This window comes from Arthrobacter sp. R1-13 (assembly GCF_054161475.1).
This window is the reverse complement of record NZ_CP096420.1, coordinates 1,334,341-1,357,571: the sequence shown is the minus strand read 5'-3', so window position 1 is coordinate 1,357,571 and position 23,231 is coordinate 1,334,341. Positions and strand designations below refer to the sequence as shown.

Genomic DNA, 23,231 nt, shown 5'->3' with positions numbered 1-23,231 from the left:
GTGGCAAGATGGTCACCTGAAACACCCACTGGGAAAGGACCATCATGAGCAACCAAGCCGCTGCGGCAGGCGCCGCCGCAGGGACTGCCGCAGGAGCACCCGCCGCCGGAGGAGCCTCCGCCCCCGGAACAGGCAGGGACATCGCCTCCTACATCGACCACACGCTCCTCAAGCCTGAAGCCAGTGAAGCAGAAATCCTCAAAGTTTGTTCCGAGGCCGCCGAATACCGCTTTAAGTCCGTGTGCGTCAACCCGGTCTGGGTCAAGACTGTGAAAACTGCCCTCAAGGGATCGGACGTGCTGACCTGTTCAGTGGTTGGATTCCCGTTGGGTGCGACGCCCAGTGACGTCAAGGCGTTCGAGGCCCGTGGCGCCGTCCTGGACGGTGCCGACGAGATCGACATGGTGGTCAACATCGCTGCCGCCAGGGCTGGGGACAAGGGCACGCTGGTAGATGACATAACCGCCGTCGCCGAAGTGGTGCACGCCGGCGGGGCCATCCTGAAGGTGATCATCGAAACCGCGCTCCTGAACGACGAGCAGAAAGTCATTGCCTGCGAGGCTGCGGTGGAAGCCGGAGCAGACTTCGTCAAAACGTCCACGGGATTCAACGGCGGTGGGGCAACCCCGGAAGATATAGCCCTCATGCGGCGGACGGTGGGCCCGGACTTGGGTGTCAAGGCCTCCGGCGGCGTGCGCTCGCTTGCTGATGCGCAGGCTATGATTGCTGCAGGTGCAACACGTATTGGCGCCAGCTCCGGAATTGCAATCGTTAAGGGTGAACAGGGTTCATCCGCCTACTGATGCGGCCGGCTGCCGCCAGAGTTTTTGAATGATGTTTTGAGCCCTTCGGGGCCGTATGTTTTGATGTTTGGAGCCCTTCGGGGCCGGGAGGAATGAATGTCCAAGATCGTTGATAGCCCCAAGACCCCTCAGAACGAGAACAGCCTAGTCGGCAGCGTCGTCGTCTTCGTGATCATGATGGCTCTGTTCCTGGGTTCCATCTACTCATTGTCCTACCTGACTCTCGGCAACCCTTGGCCGATGGCTGTCTGCCTGGGCCTTTTCGCTGCCTCCTTCTGGATCCCGCAGACCATCCTCGGCCGCTCCGATTCGGCCGGCGAGCACTAAGAAGCATTTCACGATTTCTCGCTGACGCCCCGGATATCCCGGGGCGTCAGCCGTTTAACCGGAGTCCTGGCCGGTGCCCAGCAAGGTGCTCATGAACCTGCTCCCGAAGGCCAGGGCGGCAGGAAAGTGCACATTTCCCAGCGCCCAGGCGGCCATGCACATGCCCACCATGCCATAGGCGCTCACGGGAATCAGGACCAGCCATTCACGTCGGGAACCGGCACGGCCCAGCAGCGGGATGGAAAACGCGCCATTGGCTTTCCAGACGTCCTTCAGCAAAGGCAGCTTCCGCAGGAATTTCGGCGGCTTGATCACAATCGGCCAAAGAAGCGGGACGCCTCCGGTGGTGATCATGTCCCCGACTATGTGGACCACCACTCCGGTCAGCATGGACACCGGGAGCCAGGTCCATTGGTCAGGTGCGAACCAGGTCACGAGGCCAGCCATCGTGAGGGCGAACAGCCAGTTGGTGATCCAGCCCGATTTCGGGAACAGCTTGAGGGCCTTGGCGGCGATGTTGATCAGGAACATGCACAGGAGCCCTGCCCCAACGGACAGGATCCCCCAGTCCGTGTGCAGCTGGATCTGTCCGGCCATCATGGCCAGCACCACGAAGAAGGCCCCGCCCAACAGGGAGTGCGTTCCCTGCCGGTGCCCACCGCTCGCGTTCTCTATTCCGACGGCGATCATGTTAGACAACGGAGGCAGCGACTGGGCCACTGTGCTGTGGCGGTGGTCCCAGTCGAGCACCAAGGCGGTTCCCGCCGTTGCCATCCCGCCGATCAAGATTCCGGTGGCGTCCAGCGGATACCAGCCCAAGGTGTAGGGACCGGTGGAAGCAATGGCTACCCACGCCGCGGCTCCCGACGCGGCATGGTGTCCTCCCATCACGGCTCAGCCCGCGGTCAGTTGGGCTGCTGGAGCGTCAGAGAAGATATTGCGGATGACGCCGTTGGCCCATTCGAGAATTTCGGCGTCCTGCAGGTCCCGTCCACCAATTTTCGCGGTCTTCGGCTTGGGAATCAGAACGGCGTCCAGCGCCGGCTTCGACTGGGCTCCCGGATACATGCGGTTCAGGCGCATGGTCTTGGACTCGGGCAGCTGCGCCGGCGAGAAGCGGATGAAGTTGCCCTGCAGCGCGACGTCAGACAGTCCGGCTTGGCGGGCCCCTACCCGGAAGCGGGCGACGGCGATAAGGTTCTGCGCGGGCAGCGGCGGCTCGCCGTAGCGGTCCACAAGCTCCGCCAGGACTTCGTCAATGGCTTCGTAACTGACGGCAGCGGCCAGCTTGCGGTACGCCTCCAGCCGGAGGCGCTCACCGGGAACGTAATCGTGCGGCAGGTGCGCGTTCACGGGCAGCTCGATCTTCATCTCGGCCGCCTTTTCTTCAGCATCCCCGCGGTAATCTGCCACGGCCTCGCCCACCAGGCGGATGTAGAGATCGAACCCGACGCCCTGGATGTGGCCGGACTGTTCCCCGCCCAGCAGGTTTCCAGCCCCGCGGATTTCGAGGTCCTTCATAGCCAGCTGCATGCCGGCGCCCAGCTCGTTGTGGGTGGCTACGGCCTTAAGGCGCTCCAAGGCCACCTCCCCCAACGGCTTTTCAGCCGGGTACAGGAAGTAGGCATAGGCTCGTTCACGGCCCCGGCCCACACGGCCTCGCAGCTGGTGCAGCTGAGAGAGCCCGTACTTGTCGGCGCCGTCGACGATCAAGGTGTTGGCGTTGGAGATATCGAGGCCCGTTTCGATGATCGTGGTGCAGACCAGGACGTCAAAGCGCTTCTCCCAGAAGTCGACTATGATCTGCTCCAGCCGGCTCTCGGACATCTGCCCGTGGGCCACTTCCACCCGCGCTTCGGGTACAAGTTCCCGGATCTTGGCGGCCGTCCGTTCAATGGTGGAAACCCGGTTGTGGACAAAGAAGACCTGGCCTTCGCGCATGAGCTCACGCCGGATTGCGGCAGAGCTCTGCTTGTCCGTGTACGGGCCCACGTACGTCAGCACGGGATGGCGTTCTTCGGGTGGCGTGGCCAGGGTGGATGTTTCCCGGATCCCGGTCAGCGACATCTCCAGCGTTCGCGGAATGGGAGTGGCGCTCATGGCCAGCACGTCCACATTGGTGCGCATCTTCTTGAGCGCCTCCTTGTGTTCCACGCCGAAACGCTGTTCCTCGTCCACGATCACCAGGCCGAGGTCCTTGAACTCAAAGTCCTTGGAGAGCAGGCGGTGGGTGCCGATCACGACGTCGACAGCGCCGCTCTTGACACCCTCAACCGTCTCTTTGGTCTCCTTCGTCCCTTGGAAGCGGGACAAAGGCTTGACCCGGAGCGGGAAGCCGGAGAACCGCTCGGTGAAAGTCTCATAATGCTGCTGCGCCAGGAGCGTGGTGGGCACCAGCACCGCCACTTGCTTGCCATCCTGCACCGCCTTGAAGGCTGCACGGACGGCGATCTCCGTCTTGCCGTAGCCCACGTCTCCCGAGACGAGCCGGTCCATGGGAATTTCGCGCTCCATGTCCGCCTTGACCTCGTTGATGGTGGTCAGCTGGTCGGGGGTCTCAACGTAAGGGAAAGCCTCCTCCAACTCACGCTGCCACGGGGTATCCGGGCTGAAGGAGAAGCCGCGGGATGCCATACGCGCTGAGTAGAGCCGAATAAGCTCACCGGCAATCTCCTTGACGGCCTTGCGCGCTTTGGACTTGGTGCTGGCCCAGTCCGAACCGCCCATCTTGCTGAGTACCGGAGTGTCCCCGCCGACGTAGCGGGTCACCTGGTCCAGCTGGTCGGTGGGGACAAACAGCCGGTCCCCCGGGGCTCCGCGCTTGGACGGAGCGTATTCCAGAACGAGATATTCGCGCATGCCGTCTCCGCCGCCGGAGACCTTCCGCTGGATGAGCTCCACGAATCGTCCGATACCGTGTTGCTCGTGCACCACGTGGTCGCCGGCGAGGAGTTGCAGGGGGTCCACAGCGTTCCGCCGTTTGGAGGGCATGCGCCGCATGTCCTTTGTGGAACCCACGGAGGTCCGCCCTAACAGATCCGCCTCGGTGAGCAGGCTGAGCTTGAGTCCCTCCAGCACAAAACCGCGCCCGACGGCGGCAGTTGTTATCTCGATGATGCCCGGCTGCGGTTCCTTGTCCAGCAAGTCCACTCGGGCGCAGGGAATGTTGTTGTCATGGAAAAGCTCCGCCAGCCGCTGGGCAGGACCAGGGCCCTCAGTGACTACAACAATGCGCCATTGGTCCCGGACGTGGGATCCAATGAAGTCCATCATCTCGGCCACATCGCCCTGGTAGCCGCGAGGTTCACGGGCGTGCAGATTAAGGACGTCAATGTCCGGCGCTATTTCCTCATCGGTGGCAAGGGAGGTGATGGACCACCAAGACACATCGTGAGCCAAAGCTGCAGTCCTGGTGTCCGTAAGGGAGCGGAAACTGGCTGAGTGGAGCGCTGCGGAGGCCGCAGAGCTCAAATCCAAAGGTGCCGTCCCGCCGTCGGATGCCGTGGACCACGCCGCTTCAAGGAACTCCTCGTTGGTGGCGGCCAGATCGTGGGCTCGTGTGCGTACTTTTTCCGGTTCAATCACCACGGAGATCGAGCCGGACGGAAGCTGATCGACGAACGGCACCATCGAGTCCACCAGCACCGGCGCCAAAGACTCCATACCTTCGACCGCGATCCCGCCCGCGATCTTCTCCAGCATGTCTGCGGCTGCCGGCATCTGCGCCTTGAGCGTTGCCGCGCGGGACATAACCGATGGCGTGATCAGGATTTCCCGGCATGGCGGGGCATGAAGCTCCGTGGGATGGTGCACGCCGGGGGCGGACAGTGAGCGCTGGTCGGCGACGGCGAACCAGCGCACCTGGTCCACTTCGTCGCCAAAGAACTCCACGCGGATGGGGTGGTCTTCAGTCGGCGGAAATACATCCAGGATGCCGCCGCGGACGGCGAACTCCCCACGGTGGGTCACCATATCAACGCGGGCATATGCGGCATCGGCGAGGCTTCGCACGACATCGGTGAAGGAGCGCTCCTGGCCAACCTCCAAGGTAACGGGGGTCAGTTCGCCCAGTCCTGCCACGATGGGCTGAACAACCGCACGGACCGGTGCCACCACTACGCGCAAGGGGCCGGTGGGCGAGGTTTCCGGGTGTGCCAACCGGCGAAGAACGGACAGGCGCCGGCCCACCGTGTCGGAGCGGGGGGACAGCCTTTCATGGGGCAGCGTCTCCCAACTGGGGAACTCTGTCACCGAGTCCGCGGGCAAATATGCCCTCAGCGCCTCGGTCAGGTCCTCTGCCTCGCGTCCGGTGGCGGTCACTGCAAGTACTATCGCTGCGTTTCCATTGGCACCTTGCTTTGCCAGGCCGTCGGCCATTTCAGCCAGCAGGGCAGCCCTGAGTCCTGACGGGGCGCTGATCTGGTAGTCCTCACTGCGGTCGTCAAAGCTCCTGGCCGCCTCCGCCTGGACCCTGGCGAAGGTTCTGTCTTCGGCGAGGACGCGGCGCAGACCGGTGAGGGATGGGCCGTTGAGGCTCATGACTGAAGCTCCTGGAGTGTTCATGGGATGCAGGCAACACGAAAACCCGAAATTCATGAGAATCCCGGGTGTTCCCAGCCTACCCCTGCCACAGGAGCATAGGCACCCGGGTTGTATAGCGACGCTGAGTGATTTCGCCCCCAGCAGTCATGCCCGTCCGCCAATCCCATTTCTGGCATCGCCGGCTCCAGCCCCAAATGGCTGGCCGTCCTACCGTTCCCTAGCCGGATTTTTACCGCAATGTCACGGAACATTACGGCAGCAGCTCAAGCACATACCGATGCGGAGGAGCGCCCGCAAACACCGTAGGATGTGGAGGGCAAAAAGCGATGACCACCCCCTTTCCTGACACACGGAGGAACAATGGCACTGAGTGCTTCCACTACCCTGCCGCACAACGTTGAGCTCGTAGCAGCTGTTTTCGTCAATGAGGAATTCCAGCGCCATACCAGCGAACTGGTCGGCGGGACCCTGGAATCCTTTACGGTTGACGGCGACGTCGCCGGCTCGTTCAGCACCACTTCCGTCCGGACGTTGCCCACCACCCGCCTGCCGGAAATTGCCCGCAAGTTCGTGGGCGACACGCTGAAGGTGACACAGCTGGAAACCTGGGAGGCCCCTGCCGCTGACGGCTCCCGCCAGAGCAACATCAGCCTCAAGATCGCCGGCGCTCCCCTCGACGTCACAGCCGTGCAGCGGCTGGTTGCCGACGGCGGCAGCACGCGCGTTGAGCTCGAAGGCAACGTCACCTCTTCGGTCCCACTCCTCGGCGGAAAAATCGCCGATGCAGCTGAGCCCATGGTGGGGAAGGCCCTCAACATCCAGTCCCAGCAGGCACAGGCCTGGCTGGAAAGTCACTGATCCCGTGCAACTGCCGGTACTGCTGTCAGTTGTCCTGATCATTTCGGGCGTGTGGTCCCTGGCCGTCTGGCCTCAGTTCCTGCGCCGGGTGATGAAAGACCCACGGGCACGCGATGAGGCGGGGAAGGCCACCAAATTCCTCACAGTCCACATTGTGCTGGTGACTGTCTCCATGGCCCTCGGAGCCGCCACCGCCGCGATTGGAATTGCTGCGCTGGTATAGCCGGCAACCGGAACAACAAAAATGCGCCTGCCCCGATTGGGCCAGGCGCATTTTTGTTGAGGCGTGCAAACTTCGTTTACAATCCTTTGTCCGGAAGTTGGGTCCGGGAAGTAGTGGTGGCCCGACTTATGAGGCCTGGTTGAGGGCGTCCTCGGCTGCAACCCAGGAAATCATGGCGCACTTGACCCGGGCGGCGTAACGGGCCACACCCTCGAATGCGGCTGCGTCGCCAAGGATTTCCGGATCCGCGTGGACCTTGCCCCGCGATCTGAGGACTTCCCTGAACGCCCCGATCGTCTCGTGAAGCTCATCAACGGTCATCCCCTCCGCCATTTCGCTGAGCACAGAGGCGGAGGCCATCGAAATGGAACAGCCTTCGCCGTCCCAGGAAATTTGGGCCACCTTCCCGTGATCGACGGCGACGCGGAGAGTTACTTCATCGCCGCAGACGGGGTTCAACTGGTGCGATTGCCCCGTTGATGCACCCTGAGGCGCTGCGGTGGCAGAAAGTCCGCTGCCGTACCTGGTCTTCGAGTGATCAAGAATGATCTGCTGATAAAGCTGGTCGAGGCTCATGTTCAGTACCTTCGGTGGTCCGGTGATCAGACACGGAAATAGGAGCGAACCCCGGAGACGGCGTCCAGAAATTGATCAATGTCGTCTGTGGTGTTGTAGAGGTAGGCGCTCGCCCGGGTAGTTGCAGTAAGGCCAAGGCGCCGGTGGAGCGGCTGGGCACAGTGGTGACCGACGCGGACGGCGATGCCGCGTGAGTCCAGAAACTGGCCGACGTCGTGCGCGTGGACTCCGGCTACGTCAAAAGCGGCCAGACCGATTCGTTCCACCCCTGCCGCCGGACCCAATACCCGGACCCCTTCGATTTGCTCAAGCCCCGCCACCATCCGTTGACCGAGCTGAGATTCCCACCGGTGCACCCGGTCAAGACCCGTTTCGCTGAGGTAGTTGACGGCCGTGGCGAGGGCGACAGCTTGCGAGATGCGCTGAGTACCTGCTTCAAACCGCTGTGGCGCGGGCAGGTATTCCGCCCGTTCCATCGTCACCGTGGTGATCATGGAACCGCCCGTGAGGAACGGCGGCAATGAGTCCAGGAGTTCCTGCTTCCCGTACAGCACGCCGATGCCTGTGGGGGCGAGCATCTTGTGACCGGAGAAGACGGCGAAATCGACGTCGAGGGTTTTGACGTCCAGGGCCAGGTGTGGCGCTGACTGGCAGGCGTCCAGCACCACGAGGGCGCCCTGCTTTCTGGCCATGGCAACCAGGTTCTGAACCGGATTGATGCTGCCAAGGACGTTTGAGGCATGCGTGAAGGCCAGCAGCCGGGTGCGGTCCCCGATGAGCTCTGCGGCCTGCTCCAGGTCCAGGGTTCCGGAATTGTCAACCGGGATGTACCGCAGAGTTGCCCCGGTCCTGAAGGCGAGTTCCTGCCAGGGGATGAGGTTGGCGTGGTGTTCCATCTCGGTGACAACGATTTCGTCCCCCGGACCCACGGCCAGATCATTCAGCCGCCTGTCCCCCCGGCCTTGGGCTGCCCAAAGTGCAGCATTGGAAAGCGCATAACTGATCAGGTTCAGGCCCTCGGTGGCATTGGAGGTCCACACCGTTTCCTCATAGTTGGCACCGATGAAATCGGCGACTGTCTGGCGGGCATCCTCGAAAGCATCCGTTGCCTCAACCGCCAGGTGGTGGGCGCCGCGGTGGACGGCGGCATTGCGCTGTTCGTAGAACTCCTGCTCGGCCTCAATCACGCTGAGCGGGTTCTGCGATGTAGCCCCGGAATCCAGGTAGATCAGTGGCTGGCCGTTGACCGTTTGGGAAAGGGCTGGAAAGTCATTTCTGATCCGCAGGACCTCCGCGTTGTCCATCGCCGGAACAGCGTGCTCCAGCGTGGTCGGCGTTGTTACTACAGCCATGAAACTCCTTGCAGTGTCAATTAGAAGACACTCAATTGTCCCATAGCGACTGTCCCATAGCGCCGCTGCCGGGCTACTGGCGCCAGGAGGGGATTGTGCCGGTCAGCTCGGCCAGCCTTTGGTCATAGGGAACAAAGTGCTCCATCAGGCGGTCCCTCACCCGGCGATCCAGCTGTTCGCCGGGTTGCTCGTTCCACGGACGCACAGTCTCCGGTTGCCACAATGGCAGGCCCAGCCAGCGCTGGATGCCTTCAAACTCCACATGCGGCGAGGCAAAGAACCTGTCGGCATCCACCACCCGCAACCGGTCCGGCCCCAGCAGCCGGTGGATCCGCTCCACTTGCTCGGCGTACTGGCTCCGTCCCAGATAAGCATGGTGGCGATGCTCGTAACTTTGGTACAGGGGATCCGCCAGCATACGCTCCACCTCGCCCTGCAGCCGTTTCGGTTCGAGTTCCAGCGCCCGCTCAAACGTCTCGGTTTCAAAACCCCTGTTGAACTCGTGCCGGTAAGCGGAATAAGCGCGGTTGACCGGGTTCCGCACCATCATCAGCAGTTTCACGGCCGGCATATCCTGGGCAAGCCGTTCGATCGCCAGTGGGTGGAATGAGTAATATCCGCTGCTCTCAAACGTAATCTTTTGGCCATGCGTATCGCCTGCTCCGAGCGCTGCCAGCGGAAAATGTCCGCGATACCAGCTATGCCCGCGATGGTAGTTCAGGTCAAAATAGCCCACACCTTTGGACGCCGTGGGACGGATCACGCCCGGATGGTCGGAAAGCAGGCGGTACAGAGTGGTGGTCCCGCTGCGCTGGGTTCCAACGATTATCAGGGAAGGCATCATGCGGAGTCCCGCGGTTACGGTGCCGGCTGCTTCGGCCGCAGCCCTGGCAGCATCGGCGATTCCGCTCGGGAGGTGACCGCTCGCCCAGTGGGACAAATCCCGAAAAGTATTAGTGGACATGCGCTGCCTTCTCCCCTTGGCTTGTTACCAGTTCCAGTGCTTCCAGCATGAGCCTGCTCTTGGTGCTGATGGCTTCTCCGCCTTCACCCTGCGCGCCCAGCAGATAGCGCAATGAAATCGCAGCCAGGTAGGCCCCAAGTACTGCATGTGTTCCGCGCGCCTGCCGGTGCGGGATCCCGAAGCCCGGGGCGCCCAACTCCAGTCCTTCAAGGATGGCGGCCAGTGTGGTGCCGGCCCGGCGGAGATGCAGGTTGAGCGGATAGTGCAACTGGTCCAACCCCACCGGGACACCTTCGTCAAAGCGTTCCCAGTCCCACAACTGCAGCCTGCCGCGACGCCTGGCCATGTTCCAGGGGGTGAAGTCCCCGTGCCATGCTCCGACGCGCAATATCTGGTCCGGAAAAGCCGTTTCCAGCCTTTCCAGGCACTGGCCAAAACGAAGGCGGACCGGGCCATCAGTCAATTGCAGGTATTGGGTCCGCAGGCCCACCCACAAGGGTGTTTGACCGAGCGGTAAATCCTCGTACGGAAAGGCCTCATTCAGCTCCAGCAATGCGCGTTCCCGGAGCCCTGCAAAGCGGGGTCCCCGGGCTGCCGGGACGGTGTTCAGGGCGGACATCACCAGCACGGTCATGGAACGCCACGAACCGAAATTGATCAGAGCCGGCAGTTCCAGCGTGGAAAAATCCTTTGCGGAGAGCAGGGCGAGGTTCTTGGCTTCCCGGCTGACATGGCTCGAGGCTGTTGCAGTATCGCCGACTTTGACGAAGGCGAGGCTTCTGCCTTTCGAATCGAAAACCTGCAGCACCGGTTTACGGTTGGCTCTCGCAGGTCCGATGCTCAAGCTGACCGACACCGGCTCGCCCAGGACGCCCTCCAGATACCCGAGAATGCTGCTGTCCCCCGCTTCGCCCTGCTGAAACCCGCCCAGCTGCGCCTGGTCCAACGGCAAAGTGTCTGACGGCGCACTGTCCAACTGCACCCTGTCCGGCAGAAGGGCCCGTCCTGCTCCAACGCCAAGGGCTGAAGCCAGAACCAGCCGCTGCACCGTCTCGGAAAGGGAAATTGCGGCGCTGTAGCGATGAAGTGCTGAGGAGGCGGCGCGGGCATTGCTGACTGGAATGAGGATTCGGGGAGCGCGTATGTGCGGCACCACCCAAAACCCTTCCCCGTTCGTAACCTCAGTGGTGGGGTTGTACGGGCTACGGGCCGGTATCACCCTCCCGGTTGATCCGGGCCACAGGTCACTCAGCGTTGCCAGCAAGGGTTTCATAGTGTCAGTTGGTTCCACTGATCCCCCATCTGACCGCCCGGGGCGGTCGCCTTTCGTCGTCGGATCCCTGGCGGGGTGGCCGGCAGTTCTTCCGCAGGAAATTAGAAGCTGTCTGATCCGCCCTGGGCTTGTCGCTGGAGAAATGCCTCAATGACTCCGGAAATGAACAAGGAGTCCTTGGAGCGCATCTTGTACGTGGACAACCTGTTGTTCTGGATCATCGAGACGAATTCAGCAATCGCGTAACGCAGTCCGTCTCCAGCAAAGGGAAAATGGAACGTCTGATCGCGGCTGGGGTCAGGAAACCGGACAAAGATGTCAGTTGTCTGCCACCATGGACCCGGGATGTAGATGGTGCCGCGGGTACCGGTAACCGTCAAATGCCCCTCGCTCTCCACTCCGAGGCCCACCGTGATGGAAGAGATTGACGAATCGAAGCGCAGGTTGATCCGGCTGAATTCGTCCACTCCATCGTCAGGATGAGGGTAGGTGGCAGCCTGCATATCCTGAAGCTGCGAATCAATGATTTTTGAAATGGCCAGCAGCGGCGTGCTTGCCAACCGCGCCACGCTGCCGTCAAAAGGAGCATTCGCCCGCAGACCCTCTGTCAGCCTTGTGTAGGTGGCATCGACACACTTGACCGTTCCCACCAAGCCACTCCGGGCGAGCGCAACGAGCCGGATGAATCCAGGACAATATGCCGTCCTGATCTCTTCCAGAAGAACTTTGCCGCGGTCTGTTGCAAGAGCGTACAGCTCCGCCGTTTCCTTCTGGCTCAGCGTCAGGGGACTCTCGCACATCACATGGACGCCGCTTTCAAGAGCCTGCTTTACCTGGTGGTAGTGAGACTGGGCAGGACTTGCTATGAACACTGCATCCACCGAGGCGAGGAAATCGTCGGAGTCCGAGAAGTGGTTTTGAATAGAGTTACTCTTGGCAAAGTCCCGGGCGATGGCTGCATTCGGGTTGAAGACCGATTCAATCTCCAGGCCACTGACCTTGAGGGCCTCGTCCGTGAACCAGTTCGTTGCGCTCCCCGTGCCGGAAATCCCTAATCGGACGATGCCCAGCTTCTCGGCACGTAACTGGGTGCTGGAAACGCCGGCCGTCCGCTCGAGATAGACCACTTTGCAGAAATCGTTGAGGTAGTCGAACTTCCCCAGCCAGTCGGAACCGATAGCGAAGATGTCAGCACCATGTTGCTGGATGTCATTGATCTTCTGGCCCTCATAGTCTTCGATGATCACCTCGTCCGCCAGGCCGGTTGCCTGCACATTGGCAATTCGGGTCATCATGCTGTCACGGACGTTGAGCTTGCCACGGGTTTCGTCGTAAGAGCTGGTGGTAATCCCGACTATCAGGTAGTCACCGAGTGCTTTGGCCCGGCGCAGCAGCCTGAGGTGACCCTCATGCAACATGTCGAAGGTTCCATACGTAATCACTTTCACAGGTGCTTCAGTGGTGTTCATCAGCTGTATTCCCCTCGATTGGCTGTGGTCTTCCGTGACATCCAAGGCCCCTTCGGTCTATAGGTTTCGGCTCACGCTCACGACGTACATTTCAGGGAGTCCCTGGCTGTCTGCAGGGAGGCCTGTGCTTCCTGGGACGCTTTGTCGGCTTCAGCGGTTATGCCTGCATCGTGGGCGGACAATGCCGAGCTCCACTGCCGGCGTACATCAGAGAGCACCTGCATCACTGGTTCGTACTGCTGATCCGAACTGGCGAGCGAACCCACCATGCCCTCCAGATTGTCCAGTCCGACCAAAAGCATCCGATACCCCGTGGGCCCCACGCTCTTCGCTGTCTCCTGGTACTCGGTCAGGGAGGACTCCAACGACGTGCAGTCGTTGACCGCTACTGAAGGCACGTCTACCGCGACATCCAATGGAACGTTGGCCGGTGGTGGATTGTCCGGCTGCTGCTCAGGTAGCGGCGCCTGTACCTGCGCTTCAGGCGCTTGTCCCGGCGCTTCAGGCGCCTGCGCAGGTGGCGCTGGTGCTGCGGCATCCGACGTCGCCATCGGTCCCGGAACCAGAATTTCCGGTGACGTGGCCGTGGAGGGACTCTCAGTCGCCGAAATTCCGGCAGGAGACTCCTGCGCAACAACAGCTTCCGTGGGGCCCTGGGAGCCTGCCCAGATGATTCCTCCGATGGCCGCGGCCGCAACGGCAACCATCACTATCCGATACTTGCGGAACACGTCGTTCCTCCCTGCCTTGACTTTTGCCGGGAGCACGTCAGGCTCCCGGTTGGAGCACGACGGACCACATGGCTACCTTGGTGGAAGCCAGCCCGGCCGTCGCTGTCACGCCTCCGGTAGTTCCTGCCCCGACGGGCCCTGTGTCGCTCAGGGCGGAGTTGATTGCGCCTCCGCCGCTTCCGACAGTGGTGGAACGCATAATCTGCGGGGCAGTCACCGTCCAGGTGTCGCTGGCGCTGATCTTTTCGGCCCAGTAGGACACCAGGGTGCTGCCTGCACTTGGGGCCTGCACTTGCGGTGTTGTGTGCTTGGTGGTTCCCGACACGTCAACCTCGGAGGCCTGTGCGGCCAGCCAGTTGGGGCCGGTAACCCCTTGGTACACCACCAGCTGCAGGGCCGTCTTGGACAGCAAGGATATTGGCACCGTCACCGTCTTGCCGGCGTCTCCGGTCTGTACGCGCCTGGCCCAGAGGAAGGACTGGATGGTGGCCTGGGACTTTGATCCCACCACCTGCCATCCGGTGACTCCGGTGGGGCTGGAAACTGTCCCGTCGGTGTTGTTCACCGTTGCGAAAAGCAGCATGGCGTCTCCGACCTGGGCGGAAGCCGGGACCGCGACGGCGGGGGCGGTGCTGTTGGTGTTCGACTGCGACGCCGCCCTGAAGGTCACCGACCCGGCCGTTGTCTGGCCAGGAACGGTCACCTGCTGTGCTTTGCTGTTGGTGGCACCGGCGTTATCCGTGACTGTCAAGGTGATGGTGTAGGTTCCGGCAGTTGCGTAGGTGTGCGACGCCGTCGCGCCCGTTGCAGTTCCGCCGTTACCGAATGCCCAGGCATGGGACGCCACCGTACCGTCCGGATCAGTTGAGCCGCTTCCGTTCACATTGACGGTGAAGTTCGAAACGGCTGCCGTGAAGGACGCCACCGGCGGCTGGTTCGCAGCCGTGACTGTCACGCTCTTTGATACCGAATGAGTGGCACCGGTGTTGTCGGTGACCTTGAGCGTTACCGTGTAGGTTCCGGCCGCGGCATAGGTGCGCGACGCCGTCGCGCCCGTAGCGGTACCGCCGTCACCAAACGTCCAGGCGTGCGAGGCGATGCTGCCGTCAGGGTCAGACGAGCCGGAGCCGTCAACGGTAAGTTTCAAACCGGCTGAGGTCGAAGTGAAGCTGGCGTTTGGTGCCTGGTTCACGGGAGGAGGCGGTGCCGCTTTGTCCCCCGCATACATAAACGCTTCGGTAGCAGCCCAGCTCTTCCCGTCGACCGTGGGGCCGGAGACGGTGGCTGGTGTCCCGCCGGCCACTGCCGTGTTGGCGTTCCATGCCCAGCGCTTCAGCGTCCCGGTGGAGTCAGCAACATAGAGGCCGTCGCCGTGCAGCATCAGCGATCTGGTGCCCGCCCATAGCGGGCCTGCCACATTAGTCGGTGCCACGAAGCGTACGGCACCAATAATGTTGATCTCAGTGCTGAAGTAACGGTAGAAGAGCCGCGAATCACCGCTCAGGGTGTAGTACAGCCGTGACGTGGCGGCATCGTAGAACATTCCGGTGATCTTGGCGACGTCAACCGGGAAATCTGTCAGGCCGCGTTGATCGACAATGGTTGGCGTGCCGAAGGTGGTTCCGTCGAACGACTGGACCCGGAATGTTCCGTCGGTCCGGCCGCTGTACAGCTTCTTGTCGATCATGAACGTGCCGCGCATTGAGCCGAACGGCTGGCTGGTGGCCATCACGGAGGAAGCCGTAACTGCTGTACCGCTGAAACTCCGCTTGATGAGGGAGGTGGACGGCAGCGCATTACCGGTGTCGTCGGTAGCTGCACCGGCCAGGTAGACGGTTCCCGGGAGGATGCCCGGATAGTCAGGGAGCAGCGGCGTCCCGCCCGCGACCGGCATGAAAGCCAAGCGGCCGTGATACTGGAAATTCGAGATGCGGTCGGTGTCACTGCCGATCCAAAGGCCGGTGTCGGTGGCCACAAAGCTGTAGACGCCGTAGCCGCGGGTGCGGCCGGGGTTCCAGGCGAGGGGCAGGCCGTTCCGGACGTCGACGGCGGCAAGCCCCATCCGCTCCACTGCCCCGGGGCCGACGCTGTCCGCAGCGAACGGATTGTTAAGCCAGCGTTGATGGCCGCCAAGGTAAACGGTTGTTTGCGTGACGGCAACGCGGGTCAGCGTATCGCCGCCGGTGTAGTCAACCCAAGTGGGTTTTACGTCCGCACCGCTGGCTCCTGTCTCAAACCTGGCCGCGGTGTCGCAGAGAGTGTCGGCGTAGTACGAGCCGGTGGTGACGATGACGAAGTACTTCCCGTCAGGTGAGATATCGACATCCCTCATATAGCTGTCAAACACCAGATTGCAGGTGGGGGCATAGCCCTCGGTGGACCAGTTGGCGAGCGATGTCGGTGACGTGGTGAGATCAGCAACCAGAACCTGTTTGCGGGACTGGCCATTGGCCATGGTGAAGTTGCCGATGCCCACCATCCGCGTTCCATCAGGGGTGATGTCCATGCGGGACATCTGCAGCGCACCCTTCCGGGGAACGCTGATGTTGAGGGAGACGTTGGGAGCCAGGGCTCCGGTGGTGGGATTCACCGCAGCGAACAGTGACCGGGCACTCTCCCCCGCCTTCATGAAGCGTCCGGCGAGGTACAAGAGGCCGTTCCGCAGGCGGATCTGGTTCACGCGTCCGTCAAAGGCAGGAGGCGCAAATGATGTGTCGCGCTGCCCTGTGAAGACATTGATCTTGGCAAGCCCGCGGGCCGTTGCCCCATTCACGGTGTTGAACGAGCCGGCGATCCACACATGCTTTCCATCGCCCACGGCGAGGACGTCCATTATCTCGCCGCTGACAGCCACGTTGAGGGAGGTGATGGTGTTGGCGCTGGTAAAGGCGAAGATGTGCGTGCGGGCTATTTCCGTGGTGCTGGAATCGTTTCGGACCCTGGTGAAGTTTCCGGTGGCAACCGTCAGATCGCCCACCTGGGCGAAGCCGGCCACGTAGCCATCCAGTACGTGCGGAGTTCCCCGCTTGGCGTTCGCGCTGACCACCACATTCTGGGTTCCCGGCTGGACGGCCGCAGCTGGTGATGGCGGAACCAAAGCCAGGAAGCCTGCACACAAGGCAGCCGCTACCACTGACCACAGCGCAACCAGCCAACGCGGCGTTTCGGAACGGCCGTGGAGCCGTCCGGGCTGGTTTGTGATGGGCCGGTGCACGTTTCCTACTTTCCGTAGCCCTAGCTGCTAGGACTTCCTTGCCAAGTTTCAACGTGGCGTCCTTAAAGACGGCACACGCACACGAAGTATCTGAAGTATTGACCCCTTGCCCAAGCCGGGAAAACAGGTAGTTGGCGGCACTTCGCGGGCATCAAAACAGGTAGTTTCCACGGTGTTTGCGCCGCACGCACGTGACTAGAGTCGGTCTCAACGCGTTGCACTGCGGCATTGACTGCGGCATGCAGGTCTCGGGTCGTACAGGTTAGGGGAATACGCCCATGGCAACAACAGCTGAGCATTCGGCTCGGACGGCAACTGCTCCGCTTCCGGGCGGCCAGGTCCTGCCGTCCAAGCACAATGCCTGGCCGTTGGTTGTTCTGCTGGCCGGATTTCCGCTGTGGTGGGTTCTCGGACTCAGCGCCCTGCTGCCCTTGGTTTTAGCTGTGCCTATGCTGATCCAGTTACTGCGCAATGGCCGTATCCGCGTACCGCGCGGCACCGGCTGGTGGTTCCTGTTCCTGCTCTGGGTAGTCGTCAGTGTTGTCGCACTCTGGGCTGATGCCCCCGGCGGCGTTCCTGGTGGAGGTGGCGCCGAGCGCCTCATGGTGTTTTTTTACCGCCTCGCCTGGTACGGAACCTGCACCATCGCATTCCTCTGGATCGGAAACGCCCGTGAGGAGGATGCCTCAACCCGCCGAGTAACCGGCTTGCTCGGTTGGATGTTCGTTTTCACTGTGGCCGGCGGCGTTCTTGGCATGCTCGCACCAAAATTCGAGCTGACCTCACTTGTAGAGATTCTCCTGCCAAAGTCCCTCACTTCGAACAGCTTCATTCATCCTCTGGTGCATCCGGCAGCAGCAAACCTGACCACCTTCCTTGGCCGGGAAGAGTACCGGCCCATTGCACCCTTTGAATTTGCCAACTCGTGGGGCAGCAACTTTTCCATCTACCTGCCCTTCTTCCTCATGACCTGGTTCGGCAGGGCGCCAGCCTGGAAGCGGCTCCTGGCCCCGATCATCCTGGTGGTGGCAGCGTTCCCGGTGGTCCATTCGATGAACCGTGGCCTGTGGGTTTCCCTGGGCGTGGGGGCAGGCGCCCTGATCGTTTACCTGATTGCAAAGCGGCGGATACGCTCGCTCGTCGCCAGCCTCGTGGCGCTCGGAATTGGCGCCGCCATATTTGTCGGAAGCCCCTTGGGAGCACTTTCAGCAGAGAGGCTGGAAAACGCCCACAGCAACGAACGCCGTACAGAGCTGCTCGTCGAAACAGTAACCAGCACCGTCGAAGGATCGCCAATACTTGGATTTGGCAGCACTCGGGATGTGAAGGGAAGCTTTTCCTCGATCGCTGGTGGTGGAAGGCCTGACTGCGATGGCTGCCAGGTTCCCCCGCTCGGAACGCAAGGTCACATCTGGCTGGTTATATTCTCGCAGGGCCTGGTGGGCATGTGCTTCTTCCTGCTTTTCTTTATTTCCCGCTTCCTGGCACACTGGCGCTCGCGAACACCGCTTGAATTTGCGGCGACAGCCATTTTGTTATTTTTCGCCATCCAGATGTTCGTCTATGACACCCTGGGCATGCCGTTCTTCACTATCATGCTGACTCTCGGACTGGTGTGGCGCCAACGGATGTCCGCCGGCGCCAGTAACGATGTACGCCTGCTGGGTAATTTCACCCGGAATGGTCGCCGCTACCTTCCTGTGCTGCTGATAGGGACCCTGGCCGGCACTGCCGCCGGCGCCGCCGTCGCTGCTTCCCGGCCTACCGCCCATGAGGCCTCCGTGACGTTGCTGCTGGCGCCCTCGCCGGTCTACCTGACCTTTGAGGGCACAGAGGACCCCCGGTCCGGCCGCATGACGATCGATACGGAGGCTGCGCTGGTATTGTCCCAAAGCAGTATTGATCCCGTGGCCAAAGCAGAGGGGATCAATGATCCGGAAACCCTTCGATCCCGCGTCGGCATTTCAGCCGTAAGGAATTCGCAGGTACTCACGCTGAGCTACTCGGGGACATCCGACGAGCAGGCAACAAGAACTGTCACCTCGTTGGCCGAGGCCTATCTCGCCGTGCGTAGTGAGGGTCTAAAACAGCGCCGGGAGCAGGTACTGCTGGCCCTGCGTGATCGCCTTGCGCGGCTGCAGGCCTCCATCCCCTTGTCGACACCCCTGTCCCCGGACAGCCGGGTCGGGTCGTCATATGCGTCGGAAGTTTCCGCCAATATACGGGCAGCCGTGGTCAGCCTTTCGGCTACGTCGACTGTGGCGGGCGAAATCATCCGAGCCCCTCGGACACAGACCCTTCGAGGACAGCCTGAGGTAGACATCGCCTCCGGTGCATTGTTGGGGTTTTTGGCGGCAGCCGCACTATCAGTTGCGATCGCTTTTGTCCGCTCCTTCAGGAGCGGGATGGACGGCCGACGTCGGTGGCTGACCAACAAACGCAAAGAACCCGGGCCTCTCATCCAGGGATATGCCGGCCCTGCCGGATGGGAAGGGGAAAAGCCATTAAACCCCTGACCACACCTCCCGCCACTATCGCCGCGGCTACCCCGGGCGTCCCAAGAATCTTCCCGCAGTACTGAAAGAACCGGAGAACGTCTCATGTCTCATCACTCACCAGAACCCACGGTCACACGGCCTACGCGCGAGCCGGGCTTTGAAACCCGAACGGCATTGTTCCGCACCGCAGTGGCCCGTACGTGGCCGGTCATCCTGGGCCTCACTGTGATAGGCGCTGTACTGGGAGCAACCGCCGGGGTTTCCGCACGCGAGCCCCAGATAGCCACCTCTGCCATCCTCCTCAGCCCGTTGGATGGCAACGCGTTCTATCCAAGCACGCGTGGTGAGCAGCTGATCAACCTGAACACTGAGGCCCAGGTACTGCGGTCCGACGCCGTTGCAAAAACCATCCCTGGCCGCCAGGACGCCAATGTCGAGGATGTGTTGGACCAAGTCACCGTGGTGGTTCCCGTCAACACGCAGATCCTGCAGATCAGCTACACGGATCCGGACCCGGCTGTAGCAGTAAGGCGGGCACAAGCCTTTGCTGAGTCCTACCTCGCATTCCGCGAGGCCCGGGCGACTGATTCGGTCAATAGCCGCGTGGAGGGAATCAAAGCTGAAGTCGCCAGGTACCAGAAGGATCTTTCTGGCTTGAGTTCGCGGTTGACCCGGGCTGGAGCCGGATCTCCCGAGGCGAGCCTCCTTCTGACCCAGGTCCAGTCCGTATCAACCCAGGTGAGTCAACTGAATGCGCAAATGGGTGATATCTCCACTACGCCGTTGTATCCGGGACAGGTCATTACGCCGGCAAGACTCCAGGGTGGTAGCTTCCTGAACCTGCCGCTACTGCTTACCGTCGCCGGGGGGCTTGCCGGCCTGGCCTTGGCCCTCGCTTTGGCCCTGGTACGGTCCCGTCCCAAGTCGGGCAAGGTAATCCGATCGGCAGCGGAAATTAAAGCGTTCAACGTTCCCACCATCGCGTCCCACCATGGGCACGACGGCTCGCCTGCACCCCTGTTCAGCAAGAACCCGCCTCCTGCCGTTCCAGGGCTCAACCGGTTGAATGCCAACGTCCTGGACTTCACCCGGCTCCACCGGAGCAATATCATCCTGTTGAGTACTGCCGGTAAAGACGCAGCGCAGCCACTCTCTGCAGTCTCAATTGGCTGGTCGCTTGCAGAGGCAGGGATCAAGACACTCGTTGTAGACACGACGGGCCGCCTGGTCATGCCACCCTTGGTCCGGGCAAATTATCCAGGCCTGGCTGATCTCCTGGACGAGAATATCGCCGTTGACGAAACCTTGGTGAGCCTGTCACCCACGCTTCAGGTCCTGGGCAGCGGTTCCCGGGAAGCAGGCTCTGCACACCACCGGATCACCCCCCGGCTTATCGGACTGATTGGCTCCCTGGCCCACCGTGCAGACGTTGTGCTGGTCGTCACTGGTCCTATGCTCAGCCCCAATACGCAGCTGTTGGCGAGCACTTTCAAATCCGTCATTATTGAGATCGCCTATGGCTCTACCAAGGTCACGGACCTCAACAGTTCTATTGAAGTCTGCCGGGAGCTATCCGTGAACCTGCTTGGAGCCGTGGTACTGGAAACGGCCAAGACGCGTCCCGCCAAGTCAACTTCCGGCAAGCCGATGGCGGGTAGCAAGAAGAACGGCAACGGAGCAGAGCGTCCCGCCGCTGCCAAAGTTCCAGTCGCCTCCAGCAGTGCCAGTGCTCGTGGGCAGTGAAGCGGCGAACACTGAAGCGGTCGACGCCCAGCTCTCGCATATTGCACGCAGTGGAGTGTTCAACCTCCTCGGGGCAGCCGTTTCCGCAGTTTTCGGCTTCGGTCTCATCGTGGTGGTCACCCAACTCTATGACCAGGCCACTGCCGGTATGTTCTTTGCAGCATCATCTGCGTTTCTGATACTGCTGGGTGCCGCCTCCTTGGGTACTGAAAGCGGACTGGCCCGCTTTATGCTCCGGTACGAGGCGACTGGCCGCACTGCCGATATCTCCCAATGTCTGTCGGTCGCCCTCAGGCCAGTCCTGCTGACCAGCCTCGTGCTGGCGCTGGGAACCGCCCTTCTGGCCGGCCAGCTGGCACCTTTGATCGGCCTGGATACTCCCCAGGGGTCACTGGTCCTGCTGATGTTTGCCGTGCTCCTGCCGGTGGCCGCCTGGGGTGATTTTTCGTTGGCAGGTGCCCGCTCCTTCGGAACGGTACGCAGCACCGTCCTGATCGACAAGTTCCTGCGCACTATGCTGCAGCCGCTGGGTGTATGGCTCGCTGCCCTGGCTGGCGGCGGAGTGCTCCTGCTCTCTGCCGGATGGGTGGCCCCCTACGCCATTGCAGGCGTGTTGTCGGTCCTGATCTTCCGCCGAATGCTTCGCCGCCGCGGTATTGATCATCACACGGCGCCGCTGAATGACCGCGCCATGGTGCGTCGGGAATTCTGGAGTTTCACCTGGCCCCGTGGAATCGCGCGTCTTTGCCAGATCCTGCTTCAGCGGTCCGACATCATCCTGATCGCCGCCCTGCTTTCTGTGCAGGATGCGGCGCTCTACACTGCGGCTACACGGTTCGTGGCCCTGGGCCAGTTCGCCACCCACGCGATTCAACAGGTCCTGCAACCCCGGTTCAGCCAGCTGCTTGCAAAAGGGCGGCACGCGGATGCTGCCGACATCTTCCGGATCTCCACAGCATGGAGCATGGCAGTAGCATGGCCGCTCTACATGGTCACAGGCGCGGCGGGCAGCTTCTATCTGATGATCTTCGGCGCGGGCTACAACGTGGAAAGTGCCGGAGCGGTGGTGATTGTGATGAGCATCGCCATGCTTGTAGGCGTTGCTGCCGGACCACTGGACACCTTGTTGCTGATGGCAGGCGGCAGCCGGACCAGTCTATGGATTGCATTGGCTACTTTGGCGGCGGATATCGGTCTTTGCCTGATCCTGATTCCACTGTGGGGAATTGTCGGTGCTGCAGTTGCATGGGGCATGGCAGTGTTGCTCAAGAACTTACTGACCCTGGAGCGGGTCAAGAAGCTCCTCTCCATGGACCCATTCGGCTGGAGGTCGGCACTGGTAGCGGTGGCCAATGTGGCTTGCCTCGGAATCCCGCTGCTGATCCTGAGCCTCTTGCAGCGGACACACCTGTGGGAGTTCTTCGGCGTCCTCGCCGCCGGCTGCCTGGCTTATGCCTTTCTCCTGTGGCTCTGGCGGGGGAAGCTGCGCCTTCCGACACTAAAAACCCTTCTCTCGAGAAAAGACTCCCCTTCCCCTGAAAGGTACGAGACATGAAACAGAAAACCGTTCTCTTTGAAAGCTGGCGTGGAAAATACTCCGACAGCCCCCGGGCCATTTCCGAGGCCCTGCAAAGGCTTCGCCCCGATCTGAAGCTGGTTTGGGTAGCGCACGAGTCAACCCGCTTGCCTGACGGCGTAGCGAGGGTGCGTCGGCACACCCCGGAGTACTTTGCCAGGCTGTACAGCTGCGACTATCTCATCAGCAATGACGTGGTCAGCAAACACTTGGTCAAAGGTCCACGGGTCAGGTACCTCCAAACCTGGCACGGCACCCCGTTCAAGACCATTGGTTTCGACGAGGAGTTCCGTACTTACCCAGGCGCTGCCGCCCATCAGAAGCGGCTCGAACGGGACATCAAAAAATGGGACTATCTGCTCTCCCCAGCTCCCAGCAGCTCCGACATTCTCAGGGGTGCGTTCCGCTTTGAGGGGGAGTTGCTGGAAACCGGCTACCCCCGTAACGACATCCTTAAGTCGGCCGAAGCGCCCAGGATCAGGGATGAGGTACGTAAGGAGCTGGGGCTGGATCCTTCCGCTCTAGTGGTCCTGAACGCCCCCACATGGCGCGATGATTCTCCCCATCAAGAAGGCAAATTCAAAGATCCTGAAGCGTTGGACCTGGATCTGCTGAAGAAGGCAACACCTGCCGGAACAGTGATCCTCAACCGCATGCACAGCGTGGTGAAGAGCGCGCCGCCTGGCCGCGAAGGCTTTACTCTCGACGTCAGCAATTACCCGGATATCGCCGAACTCTATTTGGCCGCAGATGTGATGGTCTCGGACTACTCCTCAGCCATTTTTGACTATGCCGTCACAGGAAAGCCGGTAGTTCTCTTCCCCTACGACCTGGCCCGTTACCGGGACAATGTTCGTGGGTTGTACTACGACTACGAGGAGTGGGCCCCAGGAACCATCGTGACGGACACTGAATCCCTGGGCGCAGCTTTGAGTAATCTCGAAAAGGACCACCGCGCCAACGCAGAGCGGTACCGGACCTTCGTCTCACGTTTCTGTCCGCTGGACGATGGACAGGCCTCAGTACGTGTGGTGGAGCGCGTGTTTGGATACTGACTGACAGTTGATCTTGTGGACACGGGA

The 23,231-nt window shown here is 61.6% G+C and carries 17 protein-coding genes; 8 read left to right on the top strand and 9 right to left on the bottom strand.

The features are described from left to right. Nucleotides 1–44 precede the first annotated feature (44 nt). Both deoC and M1D88_RS06250 read left to right on the top strand, forming a co-directional pair. Complete coding sequence (gene deoC / locus M1D88_RS06255) at nt 45–803, top strand: deoxyribose-phosphate aldolase (RefSeq protein WP_458113693.1); 759 nt, start codon at nt 45–47, stop codon at nt 801–803. 96 nt (nt 804–899) lie between these two features. Then, on the top strand, nt 900–1,130 hold the full coding sequence (locus M1D88_RS06250; RefSeq protein WP_458113692.1) for a hypothetical protein: 231 nt from the start codon (nt 900–902) through the stop codon (nt 1,128–1,130). 54 nt (nt 1,131–1,184) lie between these two features. Here M1D88_RS06250 and M1D88_RS06245 read toward each other — a convergent pair whose 3' ends face one another. After that, nucleotides 1,185–2,018, bottom strand: a complete 834-nt coding sequence (locus M1D88_RS06245; RefSeq protein ID WP_458113691.1) for a metal-dependent hydrolase — start codon at nt 2,016–2,018, stop codon at nt 1,185–1,187. 6 nt (nt 2,019–2,024) lie between these two features. Further along, complete coding sequence (gene mfd / locus M1D88_RS06240; protein ID WP_458113690.1) at nt 2,025–5,669, bottom strand: transcription-repair coupling factor; 3,645 nt, start codon at nt 5,667–5,669, stop codon at nt 2,025–2,027. Between the two features lie 363 nt (nt 5,670–6,032). On the opposite strand from mfd, the gene M1D88_RS06235 reads away from it, so the two are divergent. Both M1D88_RS06235 and M1D88_RS06230 read left to right on the top strand, forming a co-directional pair. Beyond that, entirely contained in the window at nt 6,033–6,530 is a 498-nt protein-coding gene (locus M1D88_RS06235) for a DUF2505 domain-containing protein (RefSeq protein ID WP_458113689.1), read from the top strand. Nucleotides 6,531–6,534: 4 nt separating this feature from the next. After that, nucleotides 6,535–6,753 (top strand): SCO4848 family membrane protein, encoded by a 219-nt coding sequence (locus M1D88_RS06230; protein ID WP_458113688.1) that lies wholly within the window; start codon nt 6,535–6,537, stop codon nt 6,751–6,753. A 126-nt stretch (nt 6,754–6,879) separates the two neighbouring features. On the opposite strand, the gene sufU is transcribed toward M1D88_RS06230, so the two are convergent. From sufU to M1D88_RS06195, 7 genes are all read right to left on the bottom strand, one after another. Next, nucleotides 6,880–7,329 carry a Fe-S cluster assembly sulfur transfer protein SufU gene (gene sufU / locus M1D88_RS06225; protein ID WP_458113687.1) on the bottom strand — a complete coding sequence of 150 codons (450 nt, stop codon included), beginning with the start codon at nt 7,327–7,329 and terminating at the stop codon, nt 6,880–6,882. Nucleotides 7,330–7,355: 26 nt separating this feature from the next. Then, complete coding sequence (locus tag M1D88_RS06220) at nt 7,356–8,681, bottom strand: aminotransferase class V-fold PLP-dependent enzyme (RefSeq protein WP_458113686.1); 1,326 nt, start codon at nt 8,679–8,681, stop codon at nt 7,356–7,358. A 73-nt stretch (nt 8,682–8,754) separates the two neighbouring features. Then, nucleotides 8,755–9,645 carry a sulfotransferase family protein gene (locus M1D88_RS06215; protein WP_458113685.1) on the bottom strand — a complete coding sequence of 297 codons (891 nt, stop codon included), beginning with the start codon at nt 9,643–9,645 and terminating at the stop codon, nt 8,755–8,757. Then, nucleotides 9,635–10,936: a hypothetical protein gene (locus tag M1D88_RS06210; protein WP_458113684.1), complete on the bottom strand. Its 1,302-nt coding sequence runs from the start codon at nt 10,934–10,936 to the stop codon at nt 9,635–9,637. The genes M1D88_RS06215 and M1D88_RS06210 overlap by 11 nt, the downstream gene beginning before the upstream one ends. Before the next feature lie 83 nt (nt 10,937–11,019). Next, nucleotides 11,020–12,387: a Gfo/Idh/MocA family oxidoreductase gene (locus M1D88_RS06205; RefSeq protein ID WP_458113683.1), complete on the bottom strand. Its 1,368-nt coding sequence runs from the start codon at nt 12,385–12,387 to the stop codon at nt 11,020–11,022. Nucleotides 12,388–12,464: 77 nt separating this feature from the next. Next, nucleotides 12,465–13,154 (bottom strand): hypothetical protein, encoded by a 690-nt coding sequence (locus M1D88_RS06200; RefSeq protein WP_458113682.1) that lies wholly within the window; start codon nt 13,152–13,154, stop codon nt 12,465–12,467. Between the two features lies 1 nt (nt 13,155). Continuing rightward, the gene (locus M1D88_RS06195) at nt 13,156–16,332 is read right to left on the bottom strand and encodes a PKD domain-containing protein (protein WP_458113681.1); all 3,177 of its coding nucleotides are present in this window, start codon (nt 16,330–16,332) and stop codon (nt 13,156–13,158) included. Nucleotides 16,333–16,610: 278 nt separating this feature from the next. Here M1D88_RS06195 and M1D88_RS06190 point away from each other — a divergent pair, with 278 nt between their 5' ends. From M1D88_RS06190 to M1D88_RS06175, 4 genes are all read left to right on the top strand, one after another. After that, on the top strand, nt 16,611–18,848 hold the full coding sequence (locus M1D88_RS06190; protein ID WP_458113680.1) for a hypothetical protein: 2,238 nt from the start codon (nt 16,611–16,613) through the stop codon (nt 18,846–18,848). A gap of 84 nt (nt 18,849–18,932) precedes the next feature. Then, nucleotides 18,933–20,573 carry a hypothetical protein gene (locus M1D88_RS06185; protein WP_458113679.1) on the top strand — a complete coding sequence of 547 codons (1,641 nt, stop codon included), beginning with the start codon at nt 18,933–18,935 and terminating at the stop codon, nt 20,571–20,573. Beyond that, complete coding sequence (locus M1D88_RS06180; protein ID WP_458113678.1) at nt 20,551–22,128, top strand: lipopolysaccharide biosynthesis protein; 1,578 nt, start codon at nt 20,551–20,553, stop codon at nt 22,126–22,128. Before M1D88_RS06185 ends, M1D88_RS06180 begins: the two co-directional genes overlap by 23 nt. Then, nucleotides 22,125–23,204 (top strand): CDP-glycerol glycerophosphotransferase family protein, encoded by a 1,080-nt coding sequence (locus tag M1D88_RS06175; protein WP_458113677.1) that lies wholly within the window; start codon nt 22,125–22,127, stop codon nt 23,202–23,204. Before M1D88_RS06180 ends, M1D88_RS06175 begins: the two co-directional genes overlap by 4 nt. Nucleotides 23,205–23,231 lie beyond the last annotated feature (27 nt).